The organism is Ruegeria denitrificans (assembly GCF_001458295.1).
GTDB lineage: Bacteria > Pseudomonadota > Alphaproteobacteria > Rhodobacterales > Rhodobacteraceae > Ruegeria > Ruegeria denitrificans.
This window is the reverse complement of sequence record NZ_CYUD01000008.1, coordinates 61355-82444: the sequence shown is the minus strand read 5'-3', so window position 1 is coordinate 82444 and position 21090 is coordinate 61355. Positions and strand designations below refer to the sequence as shown.

General features: G+C 58.7%; 20 protein-coding genes. 8 read left to right on the top strand and 12 right to left on the bottom strand.

Translation table 11 applies throughout. From position 1 onward, the window contains the following. Nucleotides 1-13: 13 nt before the first annotated feature. From RUE5091_RS13205 to meaB, 5 genes are all read right to left on the bottom strand, one after another. Entirely contained in the window at nt 14-487 is a 474-nt protein-coding gene (locus tag RUE5091_RS13205; RefSeq protein WP_058282395.1) for a copper chaperone PCu(A)C, read from the bottom strand. A 42-nt stretch (nt 488-529) separates the two neighbouring features. Then, complete coding sequence (locus RUE5091_RS13200) at nt 530-880, bottom strand: hypothetical protein (RefSeq protein ID WP_058282394.1); 351 nt, start codon at nt 878-880, stop codon at nt 530-532. A 400-nt stretch (nt 881-1280) separates the two neighbouring features. Beyond that, nucleotides 1281-1568, bottom strand: a complete 288-nt coding sequence (rpmB, locus tag RUE5091_RS13190; protein ID WP_050603240.1) for a 50S ribosomal protein L28 — start codon at nt 1566-1568, stop codon at nt 1281-1283. A gap of 119 nt (nt 1569-1687) precedes the next feature. Then, a complete protein-coding gene (locus RUE5091_RS13185) occupies nt 1688-2872 on the bottom strand; it encodes a Hint domain-containing protein (protein ID WP_058282392.1) in 1185 nt (394 codons plus the stop codon). A 112-nt stretch (nt 2873-2984) separates the two neighbouring features. Then, nucleotides 2985-3962, bottom strand: coding sequence for a methylmalonyl Co-A mutase-associated GTPase MeaB (meaB, locus tag RUE5091_RS13180; RefSeq protein WP_058282391.1), 978 nt, complete (start codon nt 3960-3962; stop codon nt 2985-2987). 130 nt (nt 3963-4092) lie between these two features. Between meaB and hrpB the strand changes: the two genes are divergently transcribed. From hrpB to RUE5091_RS13165, 3 genes are all read left to right on the top strand, one after another. After that, nucleotides 4093-6534, top strand: a complete 2442-nt coding sequence (gene hrpB / locus RUE5091_RS13175) for an ATP-dependent helicase HrpB (protein WP_058282559.1) — start codon at nt 4093-4095, stop codon at nt 6532-6534. Nucleotides 6535-6646: 112 nt separating this feature from the next. Continuing rightward, nucleotides 6647-7105 carry an NUDIX hydrolase gene (locus RUE5091_RS13170; RefSeq protein ID WP_058282390.1) on the top strand — a complete coding sequence of 153 codons (459 nt, stop codon included), beginning with the start codon at nt 6647-6649 and terminating at the stop codon, nt 7103-7105. A 94-nt stretch (nt 7106-7199) separates the two neighbouring features. Further along, nucleotides 7200-8678 (top strand): inorganic phosphate transporter, encoded by a 1479-nt coding sequence (locus RUE5091_RS13165; protein WP_058282389.1) that lies wholly within the window; start codon nt 7200-7202, stop codon nt 8676-8678. 6 nt (nt 8679-8684) lie between these two features. Here RUE5091_RS13165 and RUE5091_RS13160 read toward each other — a convergent pair whose 3' ends face one another. Together RUE5091_RS13160 and RUE5091_RS13155 are read right to left on the bottom strand one after the other, a co-directional pair. After that, nucleotides 8685-9659 carry a 2-dehydropantoate 2-reductase gene (locus RUE5091_RS13160; protein ID WP_058282388.1) on the bottom strand — a complete coding sequence of 325 codons (975 nt, stop codon included), beginning with the start codon at nt 9657-9659 and terminating at the stop codon, nt 8685-8687. Nucleotides 9660-9725: 66 nt separating this feature from the next. Further along, the gene (locus RUE5091_RS13155) at nt 9726-10691 is read right to left on the bottom strand and encodes a pirin family protein (RefSeq protein ID WP_058282387.1); all 966 of its coding nucleotides are present in this window, start codon (nt 10689-10691) and stop codon (nt 9726-9728) included. Nucleotides 10692-11036: 345 nt separating this feature from the next. On the opposite strand from RUE5091_RS13155, the gene RUE5091_RS13150 reads away from it, so the two are divergent. Continuing rightward, nucleotides 11037-11525: a peptidase associated/transthyretin-like domain-containing protein gene (locus tag RUE5091_RS13150; RefSeq protein ID WP_058282386.1), complete on the top strand. Its 489-nt coding sequence runs from the start codon at nt 11037-11039 to the stop codon at nt 11523-11525. An 8-nt stretch (nt 11526-11533) separates the two neighbouring features. After that, nucleotides 11534-12130, top strand: coding sequence for a ferric reductase-like transmembrane domain-containing protein (locus RUE5091_RS13145; RefSeq protein WP_370732302.1), 597 nt, complete (start codon nt 11534-11536; stop codon nt 12128-12130). Here the strand turns inward: RUE5091_RS13145 and argF are convergent. Next, nucleotides 12127-13053: an ornithine carbamoyltransferase gene (gene argF / locus RUE5091_RS13140; RefSeq protein ID WP_058282558.1), complete on the bottom strand. Its 927-nt coding sequence runs from the start codon at nt 13051-13053 to the stop codon at nt 12127-12129. The two genes, RUE5091_RS13145 and argF, sit on opposite strands and share 4 nt — an antisense overlap. 74 nt (nt 13054-13127) lie before the next feature. Further along, nucleotides 13128-14315: an aspartate aminotransferase family protein gene (locus RUE5091_RS13135; protein ID WP_058282384.1), complete on the bottom strand. Its 1188-nt coding sequence runs from the start codon at nt 14313-14315 to the stop codon at nt 13128-13130. Nucleotides 14316-14608: 293 nt separating this feature from the next. On the opposite strand from RUE5091_RS13135, the gene RUE5091_RS13130 reads away from it, so the two are divergent. Then, nucleotides 14609-15490 carry a DMT family transporter gene (locus RUE5091_RS13130; RefSeq protein WP_058282557.1) on the top strand — a complete coding sequence of 294 codons (882 nt, stop codon included), beginning with the start codon at nt 14609-14611 and terminating at the stop codon, nt 15488-15490. 52 nt (nt 15491-15542) lie between these two features. Here the strand turns inward: RUE5091_RS13130 and RUE5091_RS13125 are convergent, their stop codons facing one another. Next, a complete protein-coding gene (locus tag RUE5091_RS13125) occupies nt 15543-16346 on the bottom strand; it encodes an ABC transporter permease (RefSeq protein WP_058282556.1) in 804 nt (267 codons plus the stop codon). A gap of 126 nt (nt 16347-16472) precedes the next feature. On the opposite strand from RUE5091_RS13125, the gene RUE5091_RS13120 reads away from it, so the two are divergent. Both RUE5091_RS13120 and RUE5091_RS13115 read left to right on the top strand, forming a co-directional pair. Further along, nucleotides 16473-17048, top strand: coding sequence for a GcrA family cell cycle regulator (locus tag RUE5091_RS13120; protein ID WP_058282555.1), 576 nt, complete (start codon nt 16473-16475; stop codon nt 17046-17048). 5 nt (nt 17049-17053) lie between these two features. Beyond that, nucleotides 17054-17698 carry an NUDIX hydrolase gene (locus RUE5091_RS13115; protein WP_207383738.1) on the top strand — a complete coding sequence of 215 codons (645 nt, stop codon included), beginning with the start codon at nt 17054-17056 and terminating at the stop codon, nt 17696-17698. Nucleotide 17699: 1 nt separating this feature from the next. On the opposite strand, the gene RUE5091_RS13110 is transcribed toward RUE5091_RS13115, so the two are convergent. Both RUE5091_RS13110 and RUE5091_RS13105 read right to left on the bottom strand, forming a co-directional pair. Next, nucleotides 17700-18776 carry a T6SS phospholipase effector Tle1-like catalytic domain-containing protein gene (locus tag RUE5091_RS13110; RefSeq protein WP_058282553.1) on the bottom strand — a complete coding sequence of 359 codons (1077 nt, stop codon included), beginning with the start codon at nt 18774-18776 and terminating at the stop codon, nt 17700-17702. Continuing rightward, nucleotides 18754-21045, bottom strand: coding sequence for a xanthine dehydrogenase family protein molybdopterin-binding subunit (locus RUE5091_RS13105; protein WP_058282383.1), 2292 nt, complete (start codon nt 21043-21045; stop codon nt 18754-18756). Before RUE5091_RS13105 ends, RUE5091_RS13110 begins: the two co-directional genes overlap by 23 nt. Between the last annotated feature and the right edge of the window lie 45 nt (nt 21046-21090).

The window sequence follows — 21090 nt, the reverse complement described above, 5'->3', positions numbered from 1 at the left end:
GACAGGCGAGGCCTCAGTTCGAATGTGTTCCGTGGCCGCCGGCGTCCTGACGCTCCAGATCAACCGGCACTTCGATTTCGACCTCTCCAGCCTTCTCGAAGATCAGCGTCACTGGCACGGTCGCGCCTTGCTCGAACGGGGCAGTCAGCCCCATAAACATCACATGATCACCACCGCGTTTCAGCATGTGGGTCTCGCCCGCCGGGATGACAAATCCTTCTTCGACATGAATCATCCTGGCCACGCCGTTGTCATCAATCTGGTGGGTGTGCAGTTCAACACGTGCGGACGCTTCTGATTCCACGCCGATCAACCGGTCGTCGGTCTCGCCCGTATTTTCGATCATCATAAAGGCCGCACCGGCTTTTGCTGTTTTTCCTGCGGACCGCGCATATGCGTCATCAACGGCAATCGTGTCCTGTGCAAATGCAGATGTGGCCAGAGTTGCAGCAGCCAGCGTCGCCAGAAGATTGGATTTGAGGGACATTGCGCCTCTCCTTGATTTAAGTGTCTGAAAGAAAGTGTGGCTTCAGATCACAACCGGAGGCGCACGTGCCGGTCTGTAGGGAACCGGCAGGGCAATCAGATTGGATGCTTTACGCAATGGTGCAGGCTGAACCCGATCCGGCGCAACGGGCAGTTCGGGCGCCGAAACGGCAATCGCCCCCAACAGGGTCAATGCGTATTCAGGGCAGAAATGCGGGGGCTGCGCCGGCTGACCGTCGGCGTCCATGTAGACCACCACCGGGCCCGTTCCGGTGCACAGCACCATCTGTCCCACCGCCCTGTCAATCCCCCGCGATGCAGCCACCCCCTGCCCGGTCAGAATGACAAGCAGCGAAAGCACAAAAGGCAGAATTCTGTTCAGAACGGGTTTCATCCTGCGCCTGATATAGGCCGGACTTAAAGCGGGCTTCAAGCGCAATCGGTACGCCTGAAACCCGCGATTACGGGATGCGTGTCAGCTGTCCACGCTGGGACGTTTGACAGACCCTTTGGTCAGGCTCGTATGCAACCTGTTCACCTGTCGTTGCATCCGAAAGCATGTCCCAAACGTCTTGCCAAAAAAGGCAGCCAACAGGGAGAAGATATCAGACAATTTCAAAGACATGGGGGCAAACTCCGCCAGATGAATATGACTAAACATAAAACAGTCTTGGCGCAGGGTATGTGAACAACATCACCGTTCCTGAATATTTAATTCCGTTTCAGGAGCAGATTACGCAAGAAAAAACCCTGCACCTTGCGGTACAGGGTTGAATTCTTTGAAGGAAAAAGATTTAGGCCGTAGCTTGTGCCTTGGCGATTTCCTTTTTCACTTTCAGCGCGTTTGCCGACAGCTCTTCGTCCTTGGCTTTGGCCAGGAACGCGTCCAGACCACCGCGGTGGTCGACCGAGCGCAGTGCAGCCGCCGAGATACGCAGCTTGACGCCACGGCCCAGGGTTTCGGACTGCAGGGTAACGTCGTTCAGGTTCGGCAGAAAACGACGACGAGTTCTGTTTTTGGCGTGGCTGACATTGTTGCCAGTCATCGGGCCTTTTCCGGTCAGTTCGCAACGGCGCGACATGGTTTCTTCCTTTGTTTCTGGAGACCGGGCATGATGCCAACGGCCAAATCACAAGGGGCGCAACCCGAAGTCGCGCCCGAAAACTGGTTGGATGCGTGTAGTGGGAATCGCTGGAAGGGTCAAGACGGATCGCGCGAAATCTTTGTTCGAACCTCACTGCCCAGTAGGATATGCGATTGCAACAGTGGTTTTTTGTTCTTGCGATGGCGTTCCAGCAAATGCGCCTGCTGCCGCCCGCGCGGAATATAACGGGCGGGCCGCGGTGTCAGCTTCATTTCGGTCAGTTCGGGAAAAATCTCAAAAATCTCTCGACGGGCATCCGCACCAAGGGCTTTCAGGGCCTCGATCCCCGTGAACAAGCTTTCGGTCGGCGCGTTTTCGGCAAAAATCACCTGATGGTCATCAAACAGCAGGTGAAAATACTCGATCTCTGGCACGGTCTCATCGACAAAAATACCCGGCAGTACCGTGAGTTTGATTGCCGGGATCAACACTTCGGGCGTGTCAAACATCCGTTCGGCGATTTTTGATTGCACCAGCATCCTGTGCTGACGCGACACCAGCAAATCACGTTTCGGCAGCCCGTTGCCCAGTGCCCCCGCTAATATGCGTATAGGCCACAACCGCGGATTGGTTTGCAATGCTGACCGGCTAAACCTGCGATGGCCGATCCAGCGAATAGGCTGCTCTCTGTTTTCCAAGGTTGGGATTAGATCGCCGGTGCGCAATGTCTGAATTGGGCGCTCTCCGTTTCGGGTCAGAATCCGGGTATCGCTGGTAAAGCAAGGCATCCCCGAGCCGTTTTCAAAAGCCGAATACGTCACCACGATGCCGGACGGCAAGGTGAAGGTGCCGCTGGACACGGAATACCCGACACCATCCTCAACCGTGATTGTACCAAAGACGTTGTCATTGATCACAGTCCCGACCGGCAGATTCAGCGTATCGGTGCCAGAGCCGCCGCGAATATCGCCACCGACAGAGGTGCTGCTGAAATTCAGTGTGTCGTCACCTGCCCCCATCCGAATGGAGCCCACGGTCGAGCCGCTGATATCGACCGTATCCGCATCCGCACCGCTGGCCACACGGCCGCCGATGCTAGTGTTGGTAACGGTTATGGTGTCACTTCCGGCATTGCCGAGAACATTGTTGATGATGGTGCTGTTGGTGACGTCGATATCATCATCGCCCCCCCGCCCCCGGATATTGTCGATCGGACTCCCCTGCGGAACCCCGTTCAGCGTCCCGCTGTCACCCGAGACGTCAATATCGTCGTCGTTATTTGTCCCATTAATTCGGGGCATTCCGGAAGGTCCAATAAATCAACGAGGCCAGAATATCACGTTTCTGGGCCACCGTCAGTCTATCGCACAACTTTTAGTGGAATTATGCTCATGCCGGGACGCGGCAGGTCATTTACCGCGCGATCAACGACGTCAGCATGGTTTCCGCAGCCGCCGAAGGGCTCAGACTACCCGCGCGGACCTGATCCCCCAGCTGCTCCATCTCAGCCCGTGCCTGCGCTGTCGACAATTGGGCCAGAAGGGCAGCGCGGACTTCCTGTTCAAACCAGTACTGCGCCTGAGCGGCACGGTTGGCGTCCCAGTGGCCGCTGTCTCGCCGTGATTGGGTCAGCGATTGCACTTGGGACCACGCATCGTCCAGCCCATGTTCTTCAACCGCCGAGACAGTCATCGCCATGGGAAACCCTTCGGGGTCCTGCGGGCGTCTGCGCAACAGACGCAAAGCCCCGGAATAGTCAGCACAGGTCCGCATGGCGGTGGGTTTCAGATCTCCGTCCGCCTTGTTGATCAGGATAATATCGGCCATTTCCATGATGCCGCGTTTAACGCCCTGCAATTCGTCGCCGCCCGCCGGGGCCAGCAGCAACAGGAACAGGTCGGACATCTCGGACACAACGGTTTCCGATTGGCCTACACCCACGGTTTCGATCAGCACCACGTCGAATGCAGCGGCTTCGCACAGGGCAATCGCCTCACGCGTACGGCGGGCCACGCCACCCAGATGGGATTGGCTGGGGGATGGGCGGATAAAGGCGTTTTTCTCGCGACTCAAACGCTCCATCCGGGTCTTGTCGCCCAGAATTGAACCACCCGACCGGGACGAACTGGGATCGACCGCCAGTACCGCCACCCGCAGCCCCTGTCCGATCAGCATCATGCCAAAGCTTTCGATAAAGGTGGATTTGCCCACCCCCGGCGTACCCGACAGACCGATACGCAGCGATTGCCTGTTGGATTTGGCCAGATGCCCCAACAATTCGGTTGCTTGTGTCCGGTGATCCTCGCGGCCGCTTTCGACCAGAGTGATGGCGCGGGCAAGTGCGCGGCGTTCGCCGTTCAAAATCCTATCACCCAGCTCAGCGGTATTCATGCGCGACCCTCTACCCGATTTTCGTCTTGATGACGCAGCCGAACGGGGTTTGTCCAGTGCCAAGCGCCATGAGAATTGCCGCAGTCTGCCAGAACTGGACCTTGCCGGGCGGTTGGCGGATAAAGCCCACATGACACGACTGCCCATCGACGACGCCATCCCTGATTTACTTACGGCCCTCAAGACTACTGGCCGCGCCGTTCTGCAAGCCCCTCCGGGGGCGGGTAAGACGACACGCGTACCCATGGCGATACTCGAGGCAGGCTTGAGCGGCGGCAAAATCGTGATGCTTGAACCGCGCAGGCTGGCCGCGCGGGCTGCTGCCGAACGGATGGCCGACACTTTGGGTCAGCGCGTGGGTGCAACCGTCGGCTACCGGGTGCGGGGCGAGGCGAAGGTTTCAAAAACAACTCGGATCGAGGTCGTGACCGAAGGCATCCTGACCCGGATGTTGCAATCGGACCCAGATCTGCCCGGCGTGGGTGTGGTGATCTTCGACGAATTCCACGAACGGTCTCTGAACGCCGATCTGGGGCTGGCCCTATGTCTGGAAGTCACCGGTGCCCTGCGAGACGATCTGATCCTGTTGGCCATGTCGGCAACGCTGGATGCCGAACCGGTCGGGCAACTAATGGAAGCGCCTCTAGTCACTTCCGAAGGGCGCAGCTATCCGGTCGAAACGTGCTGGCTGGACCGGCCCTTGGGCGCGCAGGCACGGCGGCTGGATGCTCTGGTCGATCTGGTGGTTCAAGCCGAGCGGGACACGCGCAAATCCGGCGGCGGGGTTTTGGTGTTCCTGCCCGGTGAGGGCGAAATTCGCCGGGCTGAGGGTGTCTTGTCCAAACGCCTGCCGGGCGATTGCATACTGTGCCCCCTGTTCGGGGCAATGCCTTTTGCCGCCCAGCGCGCCGCAATTGCGCCAGTGGATCAGGGTCGCAAAGTGGTGTTGGCCACGTCGATTGCTGAAACCTCACTGACCATCCCCGATATCCGGGTCGTGGTCGATATGGGGCAAGCCCGGCGGGCCCGGTTCGATCCCGGTTCAGGCATGTCCCGGCTGGTGACCGAACGCGTGACCCGCGCCGAAGCCACCCAGCGCACAGGCCGTGCCGGTCGCGTGGCCGAGGGCGTCTGTTATCGGTTGTGGTCCAAGGGTGAGGAAGGCGCGCTGTCTGCCTACCCTCCGGCCGAGATTGAGGCAGCGGACCTGACCGGACTTGCACTGGAACTGGCACTGTGGGGCGCAGAACCGGGTGATCTTGCCTTTCTGACACCGCCGCCCGAAGGCACGATGGCCGAGTCAAAGGCCTTGCTGATGATGCTGGGTGCATTGGATGCCAAAGGCCGGATTACCGGTCACGGACGCGCCTTGGCTGCCCTGCCCTTGCACCCGCGCTTGGGCCACATGTTGGTGCGCGGTGGACCCGATGCCGCCGCCTTGGCAGCCTTGATGGCCGAACGCGACCCGCTGAAAGGCGCGCCGGTAGACCTATTGCTGCGACTGGAGGCGCTACGCGGCATGCGCGCATTTCAACGCAATCGGGTCTGGCAGGTGAATGCGGGCGCGGTGGACAGAATCAGGGCCGAAACCAAACGCCTTCGCTCCAAAGGCGCAGCCAGTGATCTGAGCCCCGCCGCCATGGCCGCGCTGGCCTATCCCGACCGGATTGGGCAACGCCGCAAGGGCGACGTTCCGCGCTATGTGCTGTCGGGTGGCAAAGGGGTGGTGCTGGACAGCGGCGATACGCTGGCCGCCGCGCGCTATCTGGTGGTCACTGACACCGACGGCAACCCGCGCGAGGCTCGGGTACGTATGGCCGCCCAGATCAGCGAAGGGGAAATCCGCGATCTGTTTGCCGGGCAAATCAACTGGGTCGACAGTTGCGCATGGTCCAAACGCGACCGGCGGGTGGTGGCCCGCAAACAGGAACGGTTTGGCGCGATCACTCTGAGCGACCGTCTTTGGAAGGACGTGCCCGATGAGGCGGTGGCGCAGGCCATGCTGGACGGCGTGCGCGACCTTGGGCTGCGTCTGGATGGGGCGGCTGCACGGTTGGCCGCTCGGGTCGAATTGGTGCGGGCCGAAGGGGCGGATCTGCCTGAGTTCACTATAGAAGGGCTGACAGAAACGCTTGAGGACTGGTTGCTGCCCATGCTCTCAGGTGTGCGCAATGCCGAAGACTGGAAGCGGTTCGACCTGTTGCCTGCCCTGCGTGCCCGGTTGGACTGGACCCAGACGCAAGAACTGGACCGTCGCGCGCCCGGATCGTTTGAAACGCCGCTAGGCCGTAAAGTACCAATAGATTATAGCGGCGCGGTGCCCGAGATTTCAGTGCGTCTGCAAGAGCTGTTCGGCGTCACGCGGCATCCTGTGGTGGGGGGCGAGGCGCTGAAAATCACCCTGCTGTCCCCGGCGCAACGTCCGATCCAGATCACACGAGATCTGCCCGGTTTCTGGGCGGGCTCTTACGCAGACGTTCGCAAGGATATGCGTGCGCAATATCCCAAACACCCCTGGCCCGAAGACCCGACACAAGCCGACCCGACCCTGCGCGCCAAACGGCGGAAATGACCGCGGTCCAAAAAATCGTGATAGCGTCCAACAAGGCAATTGTTTGAATAAGCCTTGTTTCACTGTTATGTGGCAACGCTTCAGGCAAGAAAGGAACAGGACCGATCAACCAATGACGAAATGGCTGCGAAAAATCTGGAATGAGGTCGCCCGACCTATTTTCCTGCGCCCGCAACGGGTGCAGTTTGCAGCCCTTTGCACCCGCGAGACCCCGGATGGACCAGAGGTTCTGCTGATCACCAGCCGAGAAACCAGGCGCTGGATCATTCCCAAAGGCTGGCCGGTCGATGGCATGGACGGTGCGGAAACTGCCTTGCAGGAAGCGTGGGAAGAAGCGGGAGTTCGCGCGCCAAACCCCTCAAAAGATCCGATTGGGCGGTATACCTATGACAAGATCCTGAAAGATGGCACCGCCTGTTCCGTTCTGACCAATGTCTATCGTGTTGATGTGCAGGACCTTGAGGATGACTTTCCCGAAGCTGGCAAGCGCGAGCGGGTTTGGGTTTCACCCTCGATAGCGGCAGAACGCGTCAATGAACCGGAATTGCGCGATTTGCTGCTGCAAGTGTGATAGTTTCGCAAAAAGTTGACAACATAACTGTTGTCCCGAAGGGGGAAACCGTCTAGCCGCGTGCCGATACGCACTGGCTAATCGAAAAAAGATCATGTCGAATTTGACCTCGAAATCACGCTGGCAGGCTCTGGACAGCGACCTTCACCGTATCTCACGCGTTGAGAATGCCAATGCGCATGTGGCACGCCCCTTGCTGGCCCCCGGTATTTCACTGGCCTTTATCGCGCTGGCGGGTTTGTCGGCTGCGGTGTTGTTCGGCAAAGCAGATGGCGGTTTGATCGTCGCTGCAGCAGCAGCCTTCGGGGCTTATATGGCGATCAATATCGGCGCCAATGACGTGGCCAACAACATGGGGCCGGCCGTTGGTGCCAATGCCCTGACTATGGGCGGCGCCATCCTAATCGCCGCTGTCGCCGAAAGTGCGGGTGCTTTGTTGGCTGGCGGAGATGTCGTTTCAACAATTTCCAAAGGGATCATTGACCCGGCCTCGGTTCAGACCAGCAACGTATTCATCTGGGCCATGATGGCCGCGCTGATTTCGTCAGCCTTGTGGGTAAACCTCGCAACCTGGGTTGGGGCACCGGTATCTACAACACACTCGGTGGTCGGCGGTGTGATGGGCGCAGGCATAGCTGCTGCAGGCCTGAGCGCCGTAAACTGGAGCACGATGAGCGCGATTGCCGCAAGCTGGGTGATTTCACCGGTTCTGGGCGGCGTGATTGCAGCCGGGTTTCTGGCCCTGATCAAAACCAAGATTCAATATCAGGACGATAAAATTGCGGCTGCACGGCGGTGGCTTCCGATCCTTGTGGCGGTTATGGCCGCAGCGTTTGCTACCTACCTGGCGGTCAAGGGCCTCAAACGGATCGTGAAGATCGAACTTGAGATTGCGCTGCTGATCGGTCTTGCCTCAGGTCTGCTGGTCTGGGCGATCACCGTGCCATGGGTGCGACGCAAATCCGAAGGGATGGAAAACCGCACCAAATCGCTGAAAACACTGTTCGGCCTGCCACTGGTGATTTCGGCCACATTCCTTAGCTTTGCACACGGCGCAAATGACGTGGCGAATGCGGTGGGACCGCTGGCCGCCATCGTACATGCAGCGGAATTCGGCGATTTTGCCTCGAAAGTTTCAATCCCCAACTGGGTCATGGTGATCGGGGCCTTTGGAATTTCGTTCGGCCTGTTTCTGTTCGGCCCCAAACTGATCCGGATGGTGGGCAGCCAGATCACCAAACTGAACCCGATGCGGGCCTTCTGCGTGGCGCTATCTGCGGCCATCACCGTTATCGTCGCAAGTTGGCTTGGTCTGCCGGTCAGTTCAACGCATATCGCTGTGGGGGCTGTGTTTGGGGTTGGCTTCTATCGGGAATGGCATTCGGACCGTCGCTGGAAACTGTCAAACCAGCAACGCCCGACGGAACAGCGTTTGGCCAGGGAAGAGCATCGCCGTCGCAAGCTGGTGCGCCGTTCGCATTTCATGACCATCGTGGCTGCCTGGGTGATTACGGTGCCTGCTGCAGCAGCGATGTCGGCGACAATTTTCGTAATCTTGACGGCCTTCAACTAAACCGGCCTATGACACAATCTGATCCACAGAAGTTGCAGCCACGGGTGATTGCTCGATCAATGTTCTGACCTTGTCGCAGATCGGTGTCTCGATCCCGTACTGCGCACCCAGACGGACGATCTCGCCTTGAAGACTGTCGATCTCGGTCAGGCGACCCTCCATCAGATCATAAGCCATCGAGGTACGCGCGCTGGGGTCGATGGTCAGCATCCGTGCAGCGATCCGGGTAAAGATCGGCGTCGGCAGTCGCAGGACATATGGCGTCATCCAGGCAGGCAACGGCGTGGTCGACGCAACCCGGTGACCCGCGGCAGTGAGAACGGTCAGAGCTTCGTTCATCTGATCCGCCATCAGGCGACGCCAGTTCCGGTCCAGCAGCTGTTCTTTCAACGTCAGTCCCGACAACGCATTCAGCGCATTATTCAGATTGATCACCAGCTTGCCCCATTGAACCGCCTCGATATCCGCGCTTTCGACAACCGGCATGTCAGCACTGCTCAGCGTCCGACCCAAGGCACCGGGGCCGGTCTGGATGACAATCTCACCAGAGGTGGCGCGATGAAAACTGGCCGCTTTGGTAGGCACAACGTTGAATGGCACCATACCGGCGCGCACGTCATGCTCTGGTAGAGCTTTGTGCAAGGTACGTACGTTTTCCATACCATTTTGCCACGATAATACGGGGGTCGAGGCTGGTGCGAGTTTGGCGATCTGCGCAGCCATTTCTGCTGTCGCGCCCGTCTTGACCGTCACGATGACAACCTCAGCACCGGTCAAACAGCCTGCATCCTCAGCCAGAGCTAGGTTCCGCGCGGCAACATGCCGGTTCAGTCCCGAAAAATCCGTAACCGTCAGCCCATTGTCACGGATCGGGCCCAGAATACGTTGTCGGCCCCACAAAGTGACGTCATGCCCTGAATGCGCCAGTAATGCCCCGCAATAGCATCCGATACTACCTGCACCCGCGATCACGATTTTCATGGCAACCCTCCACCGCGCAAAGGATCGCCGGGAATGAGCGTACGGGCAAGGCCCGCTGACGCTTGGTCAACGCGCGCGCCGTGGGCGTGTGCGCTCTAACTCCGCCGAGATTGACATGAATTCCTGATCGTCGCCCGGCGGCAGATGGAATGTACCATGCGCCCAATCGGCTCTTTTCCATTCACGGGTGGCTGCCTCGATCTTTTCCTTTGAGGACGATACGAAGTTCCACCAGATATAGCGCTCTTCATTCAAGGTCGCGCCGCCCAACAGCATCAGACGTGCGCCCTGCATCCCAGCCTTGACTGAAAGATTGTCGCCGGGGCGGAACACCATCATGCGGCCGTCTTCAAAGGTATCGCCTGCAATTTCCACCGAACCTTGCGTGACATAGACGCCTCGGTCCTCGTGATCGTACGGCAACGGAAACGATGCGCCGGGATCAAGCCGCACGTCCAGATAGAAGGTTTCCGACAGCATCCTGACTGGGCTGGTTTCACCATAGGCCGAGCCAAGGATCAACCGGGCGCTGACGCCGCCATCCTGAATATGCGGCAGCGCACCTTGTTTGTGATGTTCGAAATCCGGAGCCATATCCTCGTGCGTCTCGGGCAAAGCGATCCAGGTCTGGATACCGAACAGGCTGTGTTTTTTTTTGTCGCGAGTCTTTTGACTGGTTCGTTCGGAATGGGTAACACCTCGCCCGGCGACCATCCAGTTGACCTCGCCGGGGTAGATAACCTGGTGCGTGCCAAGACTGTCGCGGTGCTCAAACTCTCCCTGATAGAGATACGTCACCGTTCCAAGACCGATATGCGGATGCGGGCGGACGTCAATGCCTTCACCGGTAAGGAATTCGGCCGGGCCAACCTGGTCAAAAAAGATGAACGGCCCGACCAATTGTCGTTTGACCGAAGGCAGTGCCCGGCGCACCTCGAACCCAGCAAGGTCGCGAGCGCGCGGGATGATCAACGATTCCAGCGCCGTTTTGTCAGACAGATACTCGGGGTTTTGGGTCGGGTTCCAACTCATAACTGCCTTCCTGTGGTCCACAAGAATAAGGTCACCGGTGCAGAATACACAGTAATTTTCATCAGGATATTCGCATCAACGCACACTACAAGTGCGCAATGTACGTTTTGTTATATCCTTGCAGGTCCGTCAGAGCGTAGCCTTTGGCCAAATCCTGCGCCGATGATACTTTCCGCTACATCTCCGGTCGTCTCTCAACTGAATTGCCCATCCTGAAACGGAACCTACTTGCACGGGGTGATCACAGGGTGGTGAAGGTCGCCTCGGAAATGATCCGAACTGTGCTATCATTGTGCTGCGGCGCATTCTGGTTGCTATGGATGATACCTTGCAGGAGGGTCCGACATGACAAATTCACGCTTTTCCCGTCGTTCGGCAATGGCCCTTGGCGCGGCTATGCTGGTCACGAGCGGTTCTGGCCTGGTACTGCCAGCACGCGCTGCCGAGTTGGCACCAACACCATCCATGCGCGGTGGGTCGAACAATTACCGTCCCGGCGCAGCCATCGTCGATCGGATCGGCGGCGGCGGGTTCTGGATGACCGGCACTGTACGGCGCGCAGGGGATGGTACTCCCCTGCCCGGCCAGCGCATCCAGATCTGGGCCCACACGACTGAAGGGCACGAGCGTGATCCACAAAGCCATGGCGCGACGCTGACCGATGCCAATGGTGAGTTCCGGCTGGAGATGCCGCAGATTGTACCCGCCTTTGGTCAGCCGCACGGGCATCTGGCTTATGACAGCGGTGAATTTGAGACGGTCTTCCTGCGTCCGATCATGGCAAGTTCAAAAGACAAAACTCTTGCCGCGCATTTCATCCTGCAACCCGCCTGACATTCGTGATCCGTAACCTTTTGATCTGGGCTGCTCTGATCGTCGCTGTGACGGTGCCGCTGATCGCGGCGGCAAACAGCCCCTTATTGGCGTGGCGTGATCCGGCTTACATCATGGCCGGGTTCGCCGGTGTCCTGAGCATGGGGCTGTTGTTGCTGCAACCCTTGTTGGCCGGGCGTGACCTGCCGGGATTATCCCCTGTGGCCAGTCGGCGCTGGCATCGACGGGTCGGTATATCCCTGATCGTCGCCATTGTTGTTCATGTGAGCGGTTTATGGATCACCAGTCCGCCGGACGTTGTAGATGCTTTACTGTTCGTCTCACCCACCCCGTTTTCAGCCTGGGGTGTCGTCGCAATGTGGACCGCTTTCCCAGCCGCCTGTCTGGGTATCTTCCGTCAGCGTATTACCCTGCGATATCGCCTTTGGAGGCTTGGTCACACAGGGTTGGCGACTGTGACCATTGTCGGCTGCGTCGTGCACGCGATGCTGATCGAAGGCACGATGGAGGTCATGACCAAAACCGCCCTCTGTATACTGGTTCTGTTGGCGAGCGTCCGGACGCTCGCCAGATTGCGTGTGTGGGATATCCGGCGTCGCAGTTAGACGCCCAGACACCAGCGCATCACCGCTTTTTGGGCGTGTAGGCGGTTTTCAGCCTCGTCGAAAATCACCGAGTTCGGGCCGTCCATGACCTCGGATGTCGCCTCTTCCTCACGATGCGCGGGCAGGCAGTGCATAAACAGTGCATCCGGCTTGGCGTGCGACATCAGCTCTGTATTCACCTGATAGGGACGCAACAGATTGTGCCGACGCTCTTTGGCTGACTGGGAATCGTGCATCGAAACCCAAGTATCGGCCACGATCAGGTCTGCGTCTTCAACCGCTTTGTAAGGATCACGCTCAACCACGATTTTCGAACCCTTCTGGCGGGCAAAGCCCATGAATTCTTCCTCGGGGTCGAACTGAGCGGGACCGGTGAACGTCAGGTCGAATCCGAACTGGCCCGCCGCATGCAGGAATGAGGCACAAACATTGTTGCCGTCGCCGGTCCAGACAACCTTTTTACCTTTGATCGGCCCGCGGTGCTCCTCGAACGTCAGCACGTCGGCCATGATCTGACAGGGGTGGGTGCGGTCGGTCAGACCGTTGATCACCGGTACATCAGAGTATTCGGCCATCTCGGTCAGGATCGTCTCATCAAAGGTCCGGATCATGATCATGTCGACATAGCGCGACAGGACACGAGCGGTGTCGGCGATGGTTTCGCCATGGCCCAGCTGCATGTCCTTGCCGGAGAGCACCATGGTCTGCCCGCCCATCTGGCGCACGCCTACATCAAAGGACACGCGTGTCCGGGTCGACGGTTTTTCAAAGATCAGCGCGACCATGCGATCCTTGAGCGGCTGGTCTTCATCCAGCGCGGCCTTGGGGCAACCCAGACGGGCCTGCTTCATCTCACCGGCCTGATTGATCATCGTCCGCAGATCGCCTGCATCGGTTTTGTGGATATCGAGGAAATGGTTCATATCGTTTCGCTTTTGGCTGTCGGTTGCCGGGAGTGCCACCCCCGGACTCCCGGAATATTTGGAAAAATTGAAGATTAGGCAGATTCGAGACTGGCTTCGACTTGTGCCGCCGCCTTGTCGAGGCGGATCATGGCCTGAGCAATGTCATCCTCGGTCAGTGTCAGGGGGGGAAGCAAACGGATAACGTTGTCTGCCGCTGGAACGGTGATGACTTCGTTGTCATAACCCGCGTTGACCACATCCGTGTTTGTCGCCTTGCACTTCAGACCCAGCATCAGGCCCGCGCCGCGCACCTCTTCAAACACATCAGGGTGGTCAGCGATCAGACCCTCAAGCTTCTGACGCAGCATCCCTGCCTTTCGGTTGACGCCTTCGAGGAAAGCAGGAGTTGCCACCTGATCAATCACCGCGCAACCCACAGCGCAGCCCAGCGGATTGCCGCCATAGGTCGACCCATGGGTTCCTGCGGTCATTCCTTTGGCGGCATCTTCAGTGGCCAGTATCGCACCCAGTGGGAAGCCGCCGCCGATTCCTTTGGCGACCATCATGATGTCAGGCGTTATACCGGCCCATTCATGGGCAAACAGCTTGCCGGTGCGGCCAACGCCACACTGCACCTCATCCAAGATCAACAACAGGCCATTGTCGTCGCATATCTGGCGCAGGGCTTTGAGTTCCGCGTCGGGCACCGGGCGAATGCCGCCCTCACCCTGGATCGGTTCGATCAGGATCGCCGCGGTCTTGTCGGTGATCGCATTGGTGACGCCATCCAGGTCGCCGAATGTAACATGCACAAAACCGGGCAGCAGCGGGCCAAAGCCCTTGGTCATCTTCTCGGACCCCGCAGCCGCAATGCCAGCCGAGGACCGGCCGTGGAACGAGCCATCAAAGGTGATGATCTCAACCCGCTCGGGTTGGTCTTTGTCATAGAAATACTTGCGGGCCATTTTCACCGCCAGTTCGCAGGATTCCGTGCCCGAGTTTGTGAAGAACACCGTATCGGCGAAGGTATGTTCAACCAGCTTGTCCGCCAACGCTTGCTGCTGCGGGATGTTGTACAGGTTCGAGACATGCCACAGCGCGTGCGCTTGTTCAGTCAGCGCGTTGACCAGCGCCGGATGCGCGTGGCCCAATGCGTTCACCGCAATGCCAGCGCCAAGGTCAAGGAAACGTCGGCCATCCGCCTCGGTCAGCCAGGTGCCTTCGCCCTTCACGAAAGTTAGGGGCGCGCGATTATAGGTCGGCAGAACGGACGGGATCATCGGATCATCCTTTTCGTTAGGTTAAGCCCCGTGAGTGATACACGAAGGCCGGATTCGTCAACAGATTTGGTGGGATTTGCGCGGATTTACAACGCGCAATGGATCAAACTGGCCGGTTACGCAGTATTGCGTCGGCGTCGCAGTCGCAGGATATGTGCGTGTTTGATCATGCGGGGCCGTATAGCCGGGTGCGAGGCGTCTGAAAACCCCGGATTTCACAAATCGGAAACTTCACTTTGAAACTCAGCTTTTATCGCTTGCCATTTACCGCGCGGTGGCGCACCGCTGGAATCATGACACCCGTGCGCCAAAACCCCGCCCTTGCGGCTATGCTTATCGTCACCGCCAGCGCCTTTATCGCGGCCACCACTCTGCTGGCCAAAGCGTTGGGGACAGGTACGCTGGGTCCGGCGCTGCATCCAATGCAGATCAGCCACGGGCGCTTCTTGTTCGCATTTCTGGTGATCGTCAGTTCGGTGGGCGTGTTGCGCCCTCGGTTAAGCCGCCCGCATTGGGGTCTGCATATCGGGCGGACGAGCTTTGGTTGGGTGGGGATCACGCTGATGTTCGCATCGGTCGCGTTCATCCCGGTTGCAGATGCCACCGCAATTTCCTTTCTGAACCCAGTCTTTGCCATGGTGTTGGCGATTCCGCTGTTGAAGGAAGGCGTCGGCCCATGGCGATGGTTAGCGGCGGCGGTTGCCTTGACCGGGGCACTGATTCTGCTGCGCCCGACACCCGCTAGCTTTCAGCCTGCCGCCTTGCTGGCATTGACTGCGGCAGCCGTGATCGGGATGGAACTGATATTCATCAAAAAGCTCTCAGGCCGCGAAATTCCAATCCAGATTCTGCTGATCAACAACGCACTCGGGCTGACTATTGCTTCGGTTGCCGTCAGCTTTGTGTTCCAGATGCCAACACCTGAACAATGGGGCGCGCTTGTGGCGATCGGGGTGCTGATGGCCTGCGCGCAAGCCTGTTTCGTCAACGGGATGGCGCGGGCGGATGCATCCTTTGTAGCACCAATCAGCTATGCCACACTGATTTTTGCCGCCTTTTACGATTTCGCAGTGTTCGACGTGATCCCGGATATAGTCAGTCAGATAGGGTCCGCGATCATCCTGACAGGCGGATTGATCCTCGTTTGGCGCGAGACGCGCGTCAGAACCGCATAACCAAACGCGTTCGGGAGTGTCTGGCCGAATACCAGGCATCGCTTGCTTAGCGCTACGCTTTCAACCTGTAGCCCTTTCGCAGCATCTGCCAAGTTATTGCGCAGACAAACAGCGTTGTGCCACTGCAAACCGCGAAACCCAGTGCTGGCGAGCTATCAGATACACCGATCATGCCATTTCGCAACCCATCAATCAGGTAGAATACCGGGTTCACATGGCTGAGGCGGTTGAGAACAGGTGGTAACGCCTCGACCGAATAGAACGTACCCGACAGGAAGGCCAATGGCGTGACGATGAAGTTGGTGATCGCCGCCATCTGATCAAATTTGTTGGCGAATATTCCGGCGAACAAACCCAACGCGGCCATGAAAGCACCTCCGAGGATAACAAACAGCAGCGCAATCAACGGGTTTTGCGGCACCAGCCCGAGCACCAGCACCAGCGCAATGGCGACGACGCAGGCAATCAGAACACCGCGCACGATCCCACCGGCCAGATAGCCCAGCAATATCTCCAGCGGAGACAGCGGCGGCATCAGCGTATCGACGATATTGCCCTGCACCTTGGCTATCACCATCGAAGACGAAGTGTTGGCAAAGGCGTTCTGAATCACGGTCATCATCATGATGCCTGGCGCCAGAAAGGTCAGAAACGGCACCCCCATCACGTCGGGCCGACTGGGACCAATGGCAATGTTGAAGATCAGCAGAAACAGACCCGCAGTTACCAGCGGCGCCAGCAGGGTCTGGGTCCAGACCGCCAGAAAGCGCAAAGTCTCGCGTTTGGCCAGCGTATAAAGACCCATCCAATTGACCGCTCCGAAACGGTGTTCGTTCTGCTCAAGGGGTATCTGCATCATATGACCTCAACCTGATTCGAAGACTGCTTGTAACTCGGGGCGCAGTGATTAGAATAGGGGGCTGAGACGATTTCCCAAGGCGGCCCGAATCCGGGGCCGCTTTCCGCTTTTGAAAGGCAAATGATGTCCTGGACTGACGAGCGTGTAGAACTGCTGAAGAAGATGTGGGGCGAAGGCCAGTCGGCCAGCCAGATCGCCAAGGAATTGGGCGGGGTAACCCGCAACGCCGTGATCGGCAAGGTGCACCGTCTGGGCCTGTCGAACCGCGCCACCGGCGCATCCCCGGCCAAGGCCGAGCCCAAGGAAAAACCGGCCCCTGCGCCCAAGGCCGAGGCCAAGCCGAAACCGGCTCCCAAAACCGAACCGGCCCGTCCGGCCGCTGCACCTACGGCTGAGGCCAAGCCCGTTGTGCCGGCCCGCCGCCAGATCATCCCGGCCGGTCAGCCGCTGCCACCGCAGCCTTCGGCCAACGAAATCAGCCCCGAGGCACTGGCCAAGGTCAATGAAATCGAGAAGAAAGCCAAAAAGCTGACGCTGATGGAACTGACCGAGAAAACCTGCAAATGGCCCGTCGGCGACCCCGCGACCGAGGATTTCTGGTTCTGCGGCCTGCCGACAGAGGCTGGTAAACCATACTGTGAGGCGCATGTAGGCGTGGCCTTCCAACCGATGAGCTCGCGCCGCGACCGGCGGCGATAAAGCGGATGCGCCAGGATCCGACTACACTGGAGGATACCTGGCTGACCCGGGCAAAACGCCTGTTGGCGCTGGCCGAAACCGGCCAGCATTTCACCAAAGACCCCTTTGATCGCGAACGCTATGACGAGATCGCAAGTATGGCCCAAGCCATGTTGGCCGATTTGGGGCGGGTGCCCGTGTCGCGGATCGAAGGTCTGATTTCGGATCATGCAGGCGGATACGCCACGCCCAGCATCGACATTCGCGGCGCTGTAATCCGGGGCGGCAGCATTCTTCTGGTCCGAGAACGACTGGATGGGTTGTGGGCCATGCCGGGCGGATTTGCGGATATTGGCAGTTCTCCGGCGGAAGACATTGAACGTGAAGTCTGGGAAGAAGCCGGGCTAAGGGTCCGCGCACAACACCTATTTGCTCTGCGTCATAAGGCGCGGCATCCGTATCCGCCGGATGCCCGAGATTTTAATAAACTATTCTTCCTGTGCGACGAAGACGGTACAGACACTCCGCAGTGGGGTGCCGAGACCAGCGACGCCGCCTTCTTTTCCCTAGACAAATTGCCGGAATTATCTTTGGTACGAAATATCCACGCCGATGTCACAGCAGCGTTCCAAGCCCATTCAATGGGTCAACCTCAAACCCATTTCGATTGACCTACTGTGCCGGGTGCGAAGGCACATCCGGCATCGGCACCCAGCCGGGCAACTCCTCTGGAGCGACCGAGATGTGCAGATGCTCAGACTGGTCCGTCCCGATTTTACGATGCTTGCGCAGCAGGAATATTTTACCCCACCCACGCCAAGTCCCCACCGAAGTTGCAGCGGTTGAGGTCGGGAACCGGTCGCGCCAGCCGTCGGGCAGCGGCAATCCGTGCTGCTCGGCCTTATCCAGCATCCAGATCAGGGAAATATTGCTGAGTGGGCGCGCCTCTTCGAATCCGTTCAATTGCCCGCCCACATCGCCATGTGTGCCACGGAACCAGACCTGTTCAACATGTCCTTTGAACTCGGGCGTACATTTCCACAAAATCGGTGTGTACACCTCGCGCGTCTCGTCCAACGCCATGGCGTGATAACCATGCCGGATCGCGTGGCCAAGTTCATGGTTGTGAAATGCGTGCTTATCCTCAGCCCAACGCCATAGAAGCGGCAGGCGCAGACCCAACGCCTTGACTGTATCCCACACGCCGATCATCTCGATCGCGATCTCTTCATGACAGAACTTGCGGCGGAATTCTCGGGCTGCTTCGCCGTTAGGCGTACATTCATAATGGCGATAGGCCTGCTTGATATTGCGTTCGGTCGCGTGTTCCGCCTTGAGCAAGCCGATCATGTCGATCACGCCTGCAAGGCTGCGCACGCCGTAAGCGCCGCGCGAATACCCAATGAAGAATATCTTGTCGCCGGGTTTGTAGCGTGACGCCAGATAGCCATAGGCGCGGCGGATTTGCCGATTGATGCCCCGCCCCATCATCACGTCCAACGAGGATTTCCAACTTTCCCACTGCACGCCGGATTCATAAAAAACCGAAACCTTGGCACCCATCTCGCGACACAGGTTCAACGTTTGCCCTGCATGCGTTTCAAAGCCCGGTTCCAGCGTCGACATGGTGCCGTCAAGGATAATGACATGGCTGATCGGTTCGCGGTGCAGCGCCTCGGCCGAATGTTCGGACCGCAAAGGCCGCCCGAGCCATCCCAGTACCTTTCTACTTAGCCGCGACAGAAACATGCGTCAGCAATTCCCAAACTCTGTGAGGTGTGAACGGCATATCGGCCTGCCGCACCCCATGTTCCCAAAGCGCGTCCTGCACCGCGTTCGCCACAGCGGCCAGCGCGCCCACGGTGCCGGCCTCTCCGCATCCTTTCATACCCATTGGGTTCGAAGTTGACGGAACCGGTGCCGAGGTAAACTTTATCATGGGTATCTCGGACGCACGGGGCAAGGCGTAGTCCATCAACGAAGCCGTGAGCAGTTGCCCTTGGGCATCATGCACAACGTGTTCAGACAGAGCTTGACCTATACCTTGCGCAACGCCCCCTTGCACCTGCCCTTCAGCCAGCATCGGGTTGATAAGATTGCCGAAATCGTCAACAACAGTATAGCGGTCGACCCATGTTTCGCCGGTGAAACAATCAATAACGATTTCGGCAACATGTGCGCCATTCGGATAACTGCGTGCGTCCAGCGTAATGCGCGCCTCGTGTTGCAGAAGATCGGTTCGACCATCGGCGCGGGCCATCTCGGCCGCTTCGGTCAAAGTGGGCGTCAGGTTGGACCCCGGTGCGCGGAATGTTTCGTGATCAAAGCTCACGTCAGCCTCCTCGACCCCCATCTTATCGGCCAGATAGGGCGTGAATGCGGCGATCATGACATCGATTGTGGCCAGTGTGGCCGTGTTTTGGACTGTGACGGATCGCGACCCTCCGGTTCCGCCGCCATTGGGAAGCTGATCGCTGTCTCCTTGGATGACGGTAATCTGGTTCATCGGGACGCCAAGCTGGTCCGACAGAAACTGTTCATAGGCGGTGTCATGGCCCTGTCCGTTCGATTGAGTGCCTACATAGAGGTTCACGGTGCCATCCTCGCAGAAAGCAATCTTTGCGTTCTCGGAAGGGTCACCCAAAATACTTTCGATATAGTAACAAAGCCCCTGCCCCCGGAACCGACCACGTTCGGCATCGGCGGCTTTACGGGCGGCGAACCCTTGCGTCTGTTCGCGCGCACGGCTCAGTACCATGTCGAAATCGCCGACGTCATAAATTTCACCAGTCGCGGATTTGTAAGGAAACGCTTCGGGTCGGATGAAATTCTTGCGCCGCAGTTCCCACGGATCGACACCCAGTTCCCGCGCGGCGCGGTCCATGACGCGTTCCAGCACATAGATCGCCTCGGGCCGGCCCGCACCGCGATAAGCATCGACCTGCGTTGTATTGGTGTAAAACCCCTCAACCCGCAGATAGGTGGTCTGCACGTCATAGGCACCCATCAGCACTTTGCTGAACAGGTTGGTCTGGATGGCCTGCCCGAAATGGCTGTTATGGGCGCCAAGGTTCACTTTGCTGTTCACCCGGTAAGCGGTGATCCTGTAATCGGTATCAAAGGCCAGTTCCGCCAGCGAGGCCAAATCGCGACCATGATGGTCCGATAGCATCGCCTCGGACCGGTCCGACATCCAGTGAACCGGCTCACCCAGCTTCATTGCAGCAACGGCGACACAGAAGTATTCGGGATAAGGCATCACCTTCATGCCAAATCCGCCGCCCACATCCGGAGTGGTGACGCGGATCGCATCGGACTTCAGCTTCAGTTTCTGTGCCAACTGCCCGCGCATGGCCCAGACGCCCTGCCCACCATAGGCAAAGTGCAACCGTCCCTCGAACCAACTGGCCTGACACCCACGCGGTTCGATTGACGTGATGATCACCCGATTGTCCGCAACGTTCAGTTGCACTGTATGCGCCGCGGCTTGAAAGGCGGCCTCGGTCGCGGCCTCATCGCCCATACCCCAGTCAAAGGCGCGGTTGTCAGGGGCCTCAGTGTGCAGCGGCTCACCGCCTGCGTCCAGATTCAGCTTGGCGGGCAGGTCGTCGGTTTCCATCCAGATCAGTTCGGCCGCATCACGGGCCTGCATCTGCGCTTCTGCGATCACCACCGCAACCGGCTCACCCACAAAGCGCACGCGGTCTTTGGCCAGCATGTGGCGATCCGGCGCTGCCGCTTTCGAGCCATCCCGGTTCGACACAATAACTGCGTTCAAGACCGTGTCGATCCCGGCCTCAGTCAGATCGTCCAGCGCCATAACCAGCCGCACGCCTTCAGCCTCACGCGCAACATCCAGATCCAGCGCGGTGATCCGCCCATGCGCAACCGGACTGCGAAAGAAGGCAGCGAAAAGTGCATCATCAGGCACCGCGTCATCAATGTATTGCCCCTGCCCGGTTAGAAACCGATGATCCTCGGTCCGTTTCACCGGCTGACTTTTTCCGAACTTGTCCATTGGGTCCTCTTGCCACAGCCTGTAGGGGCGACTTTAGGCTGCACC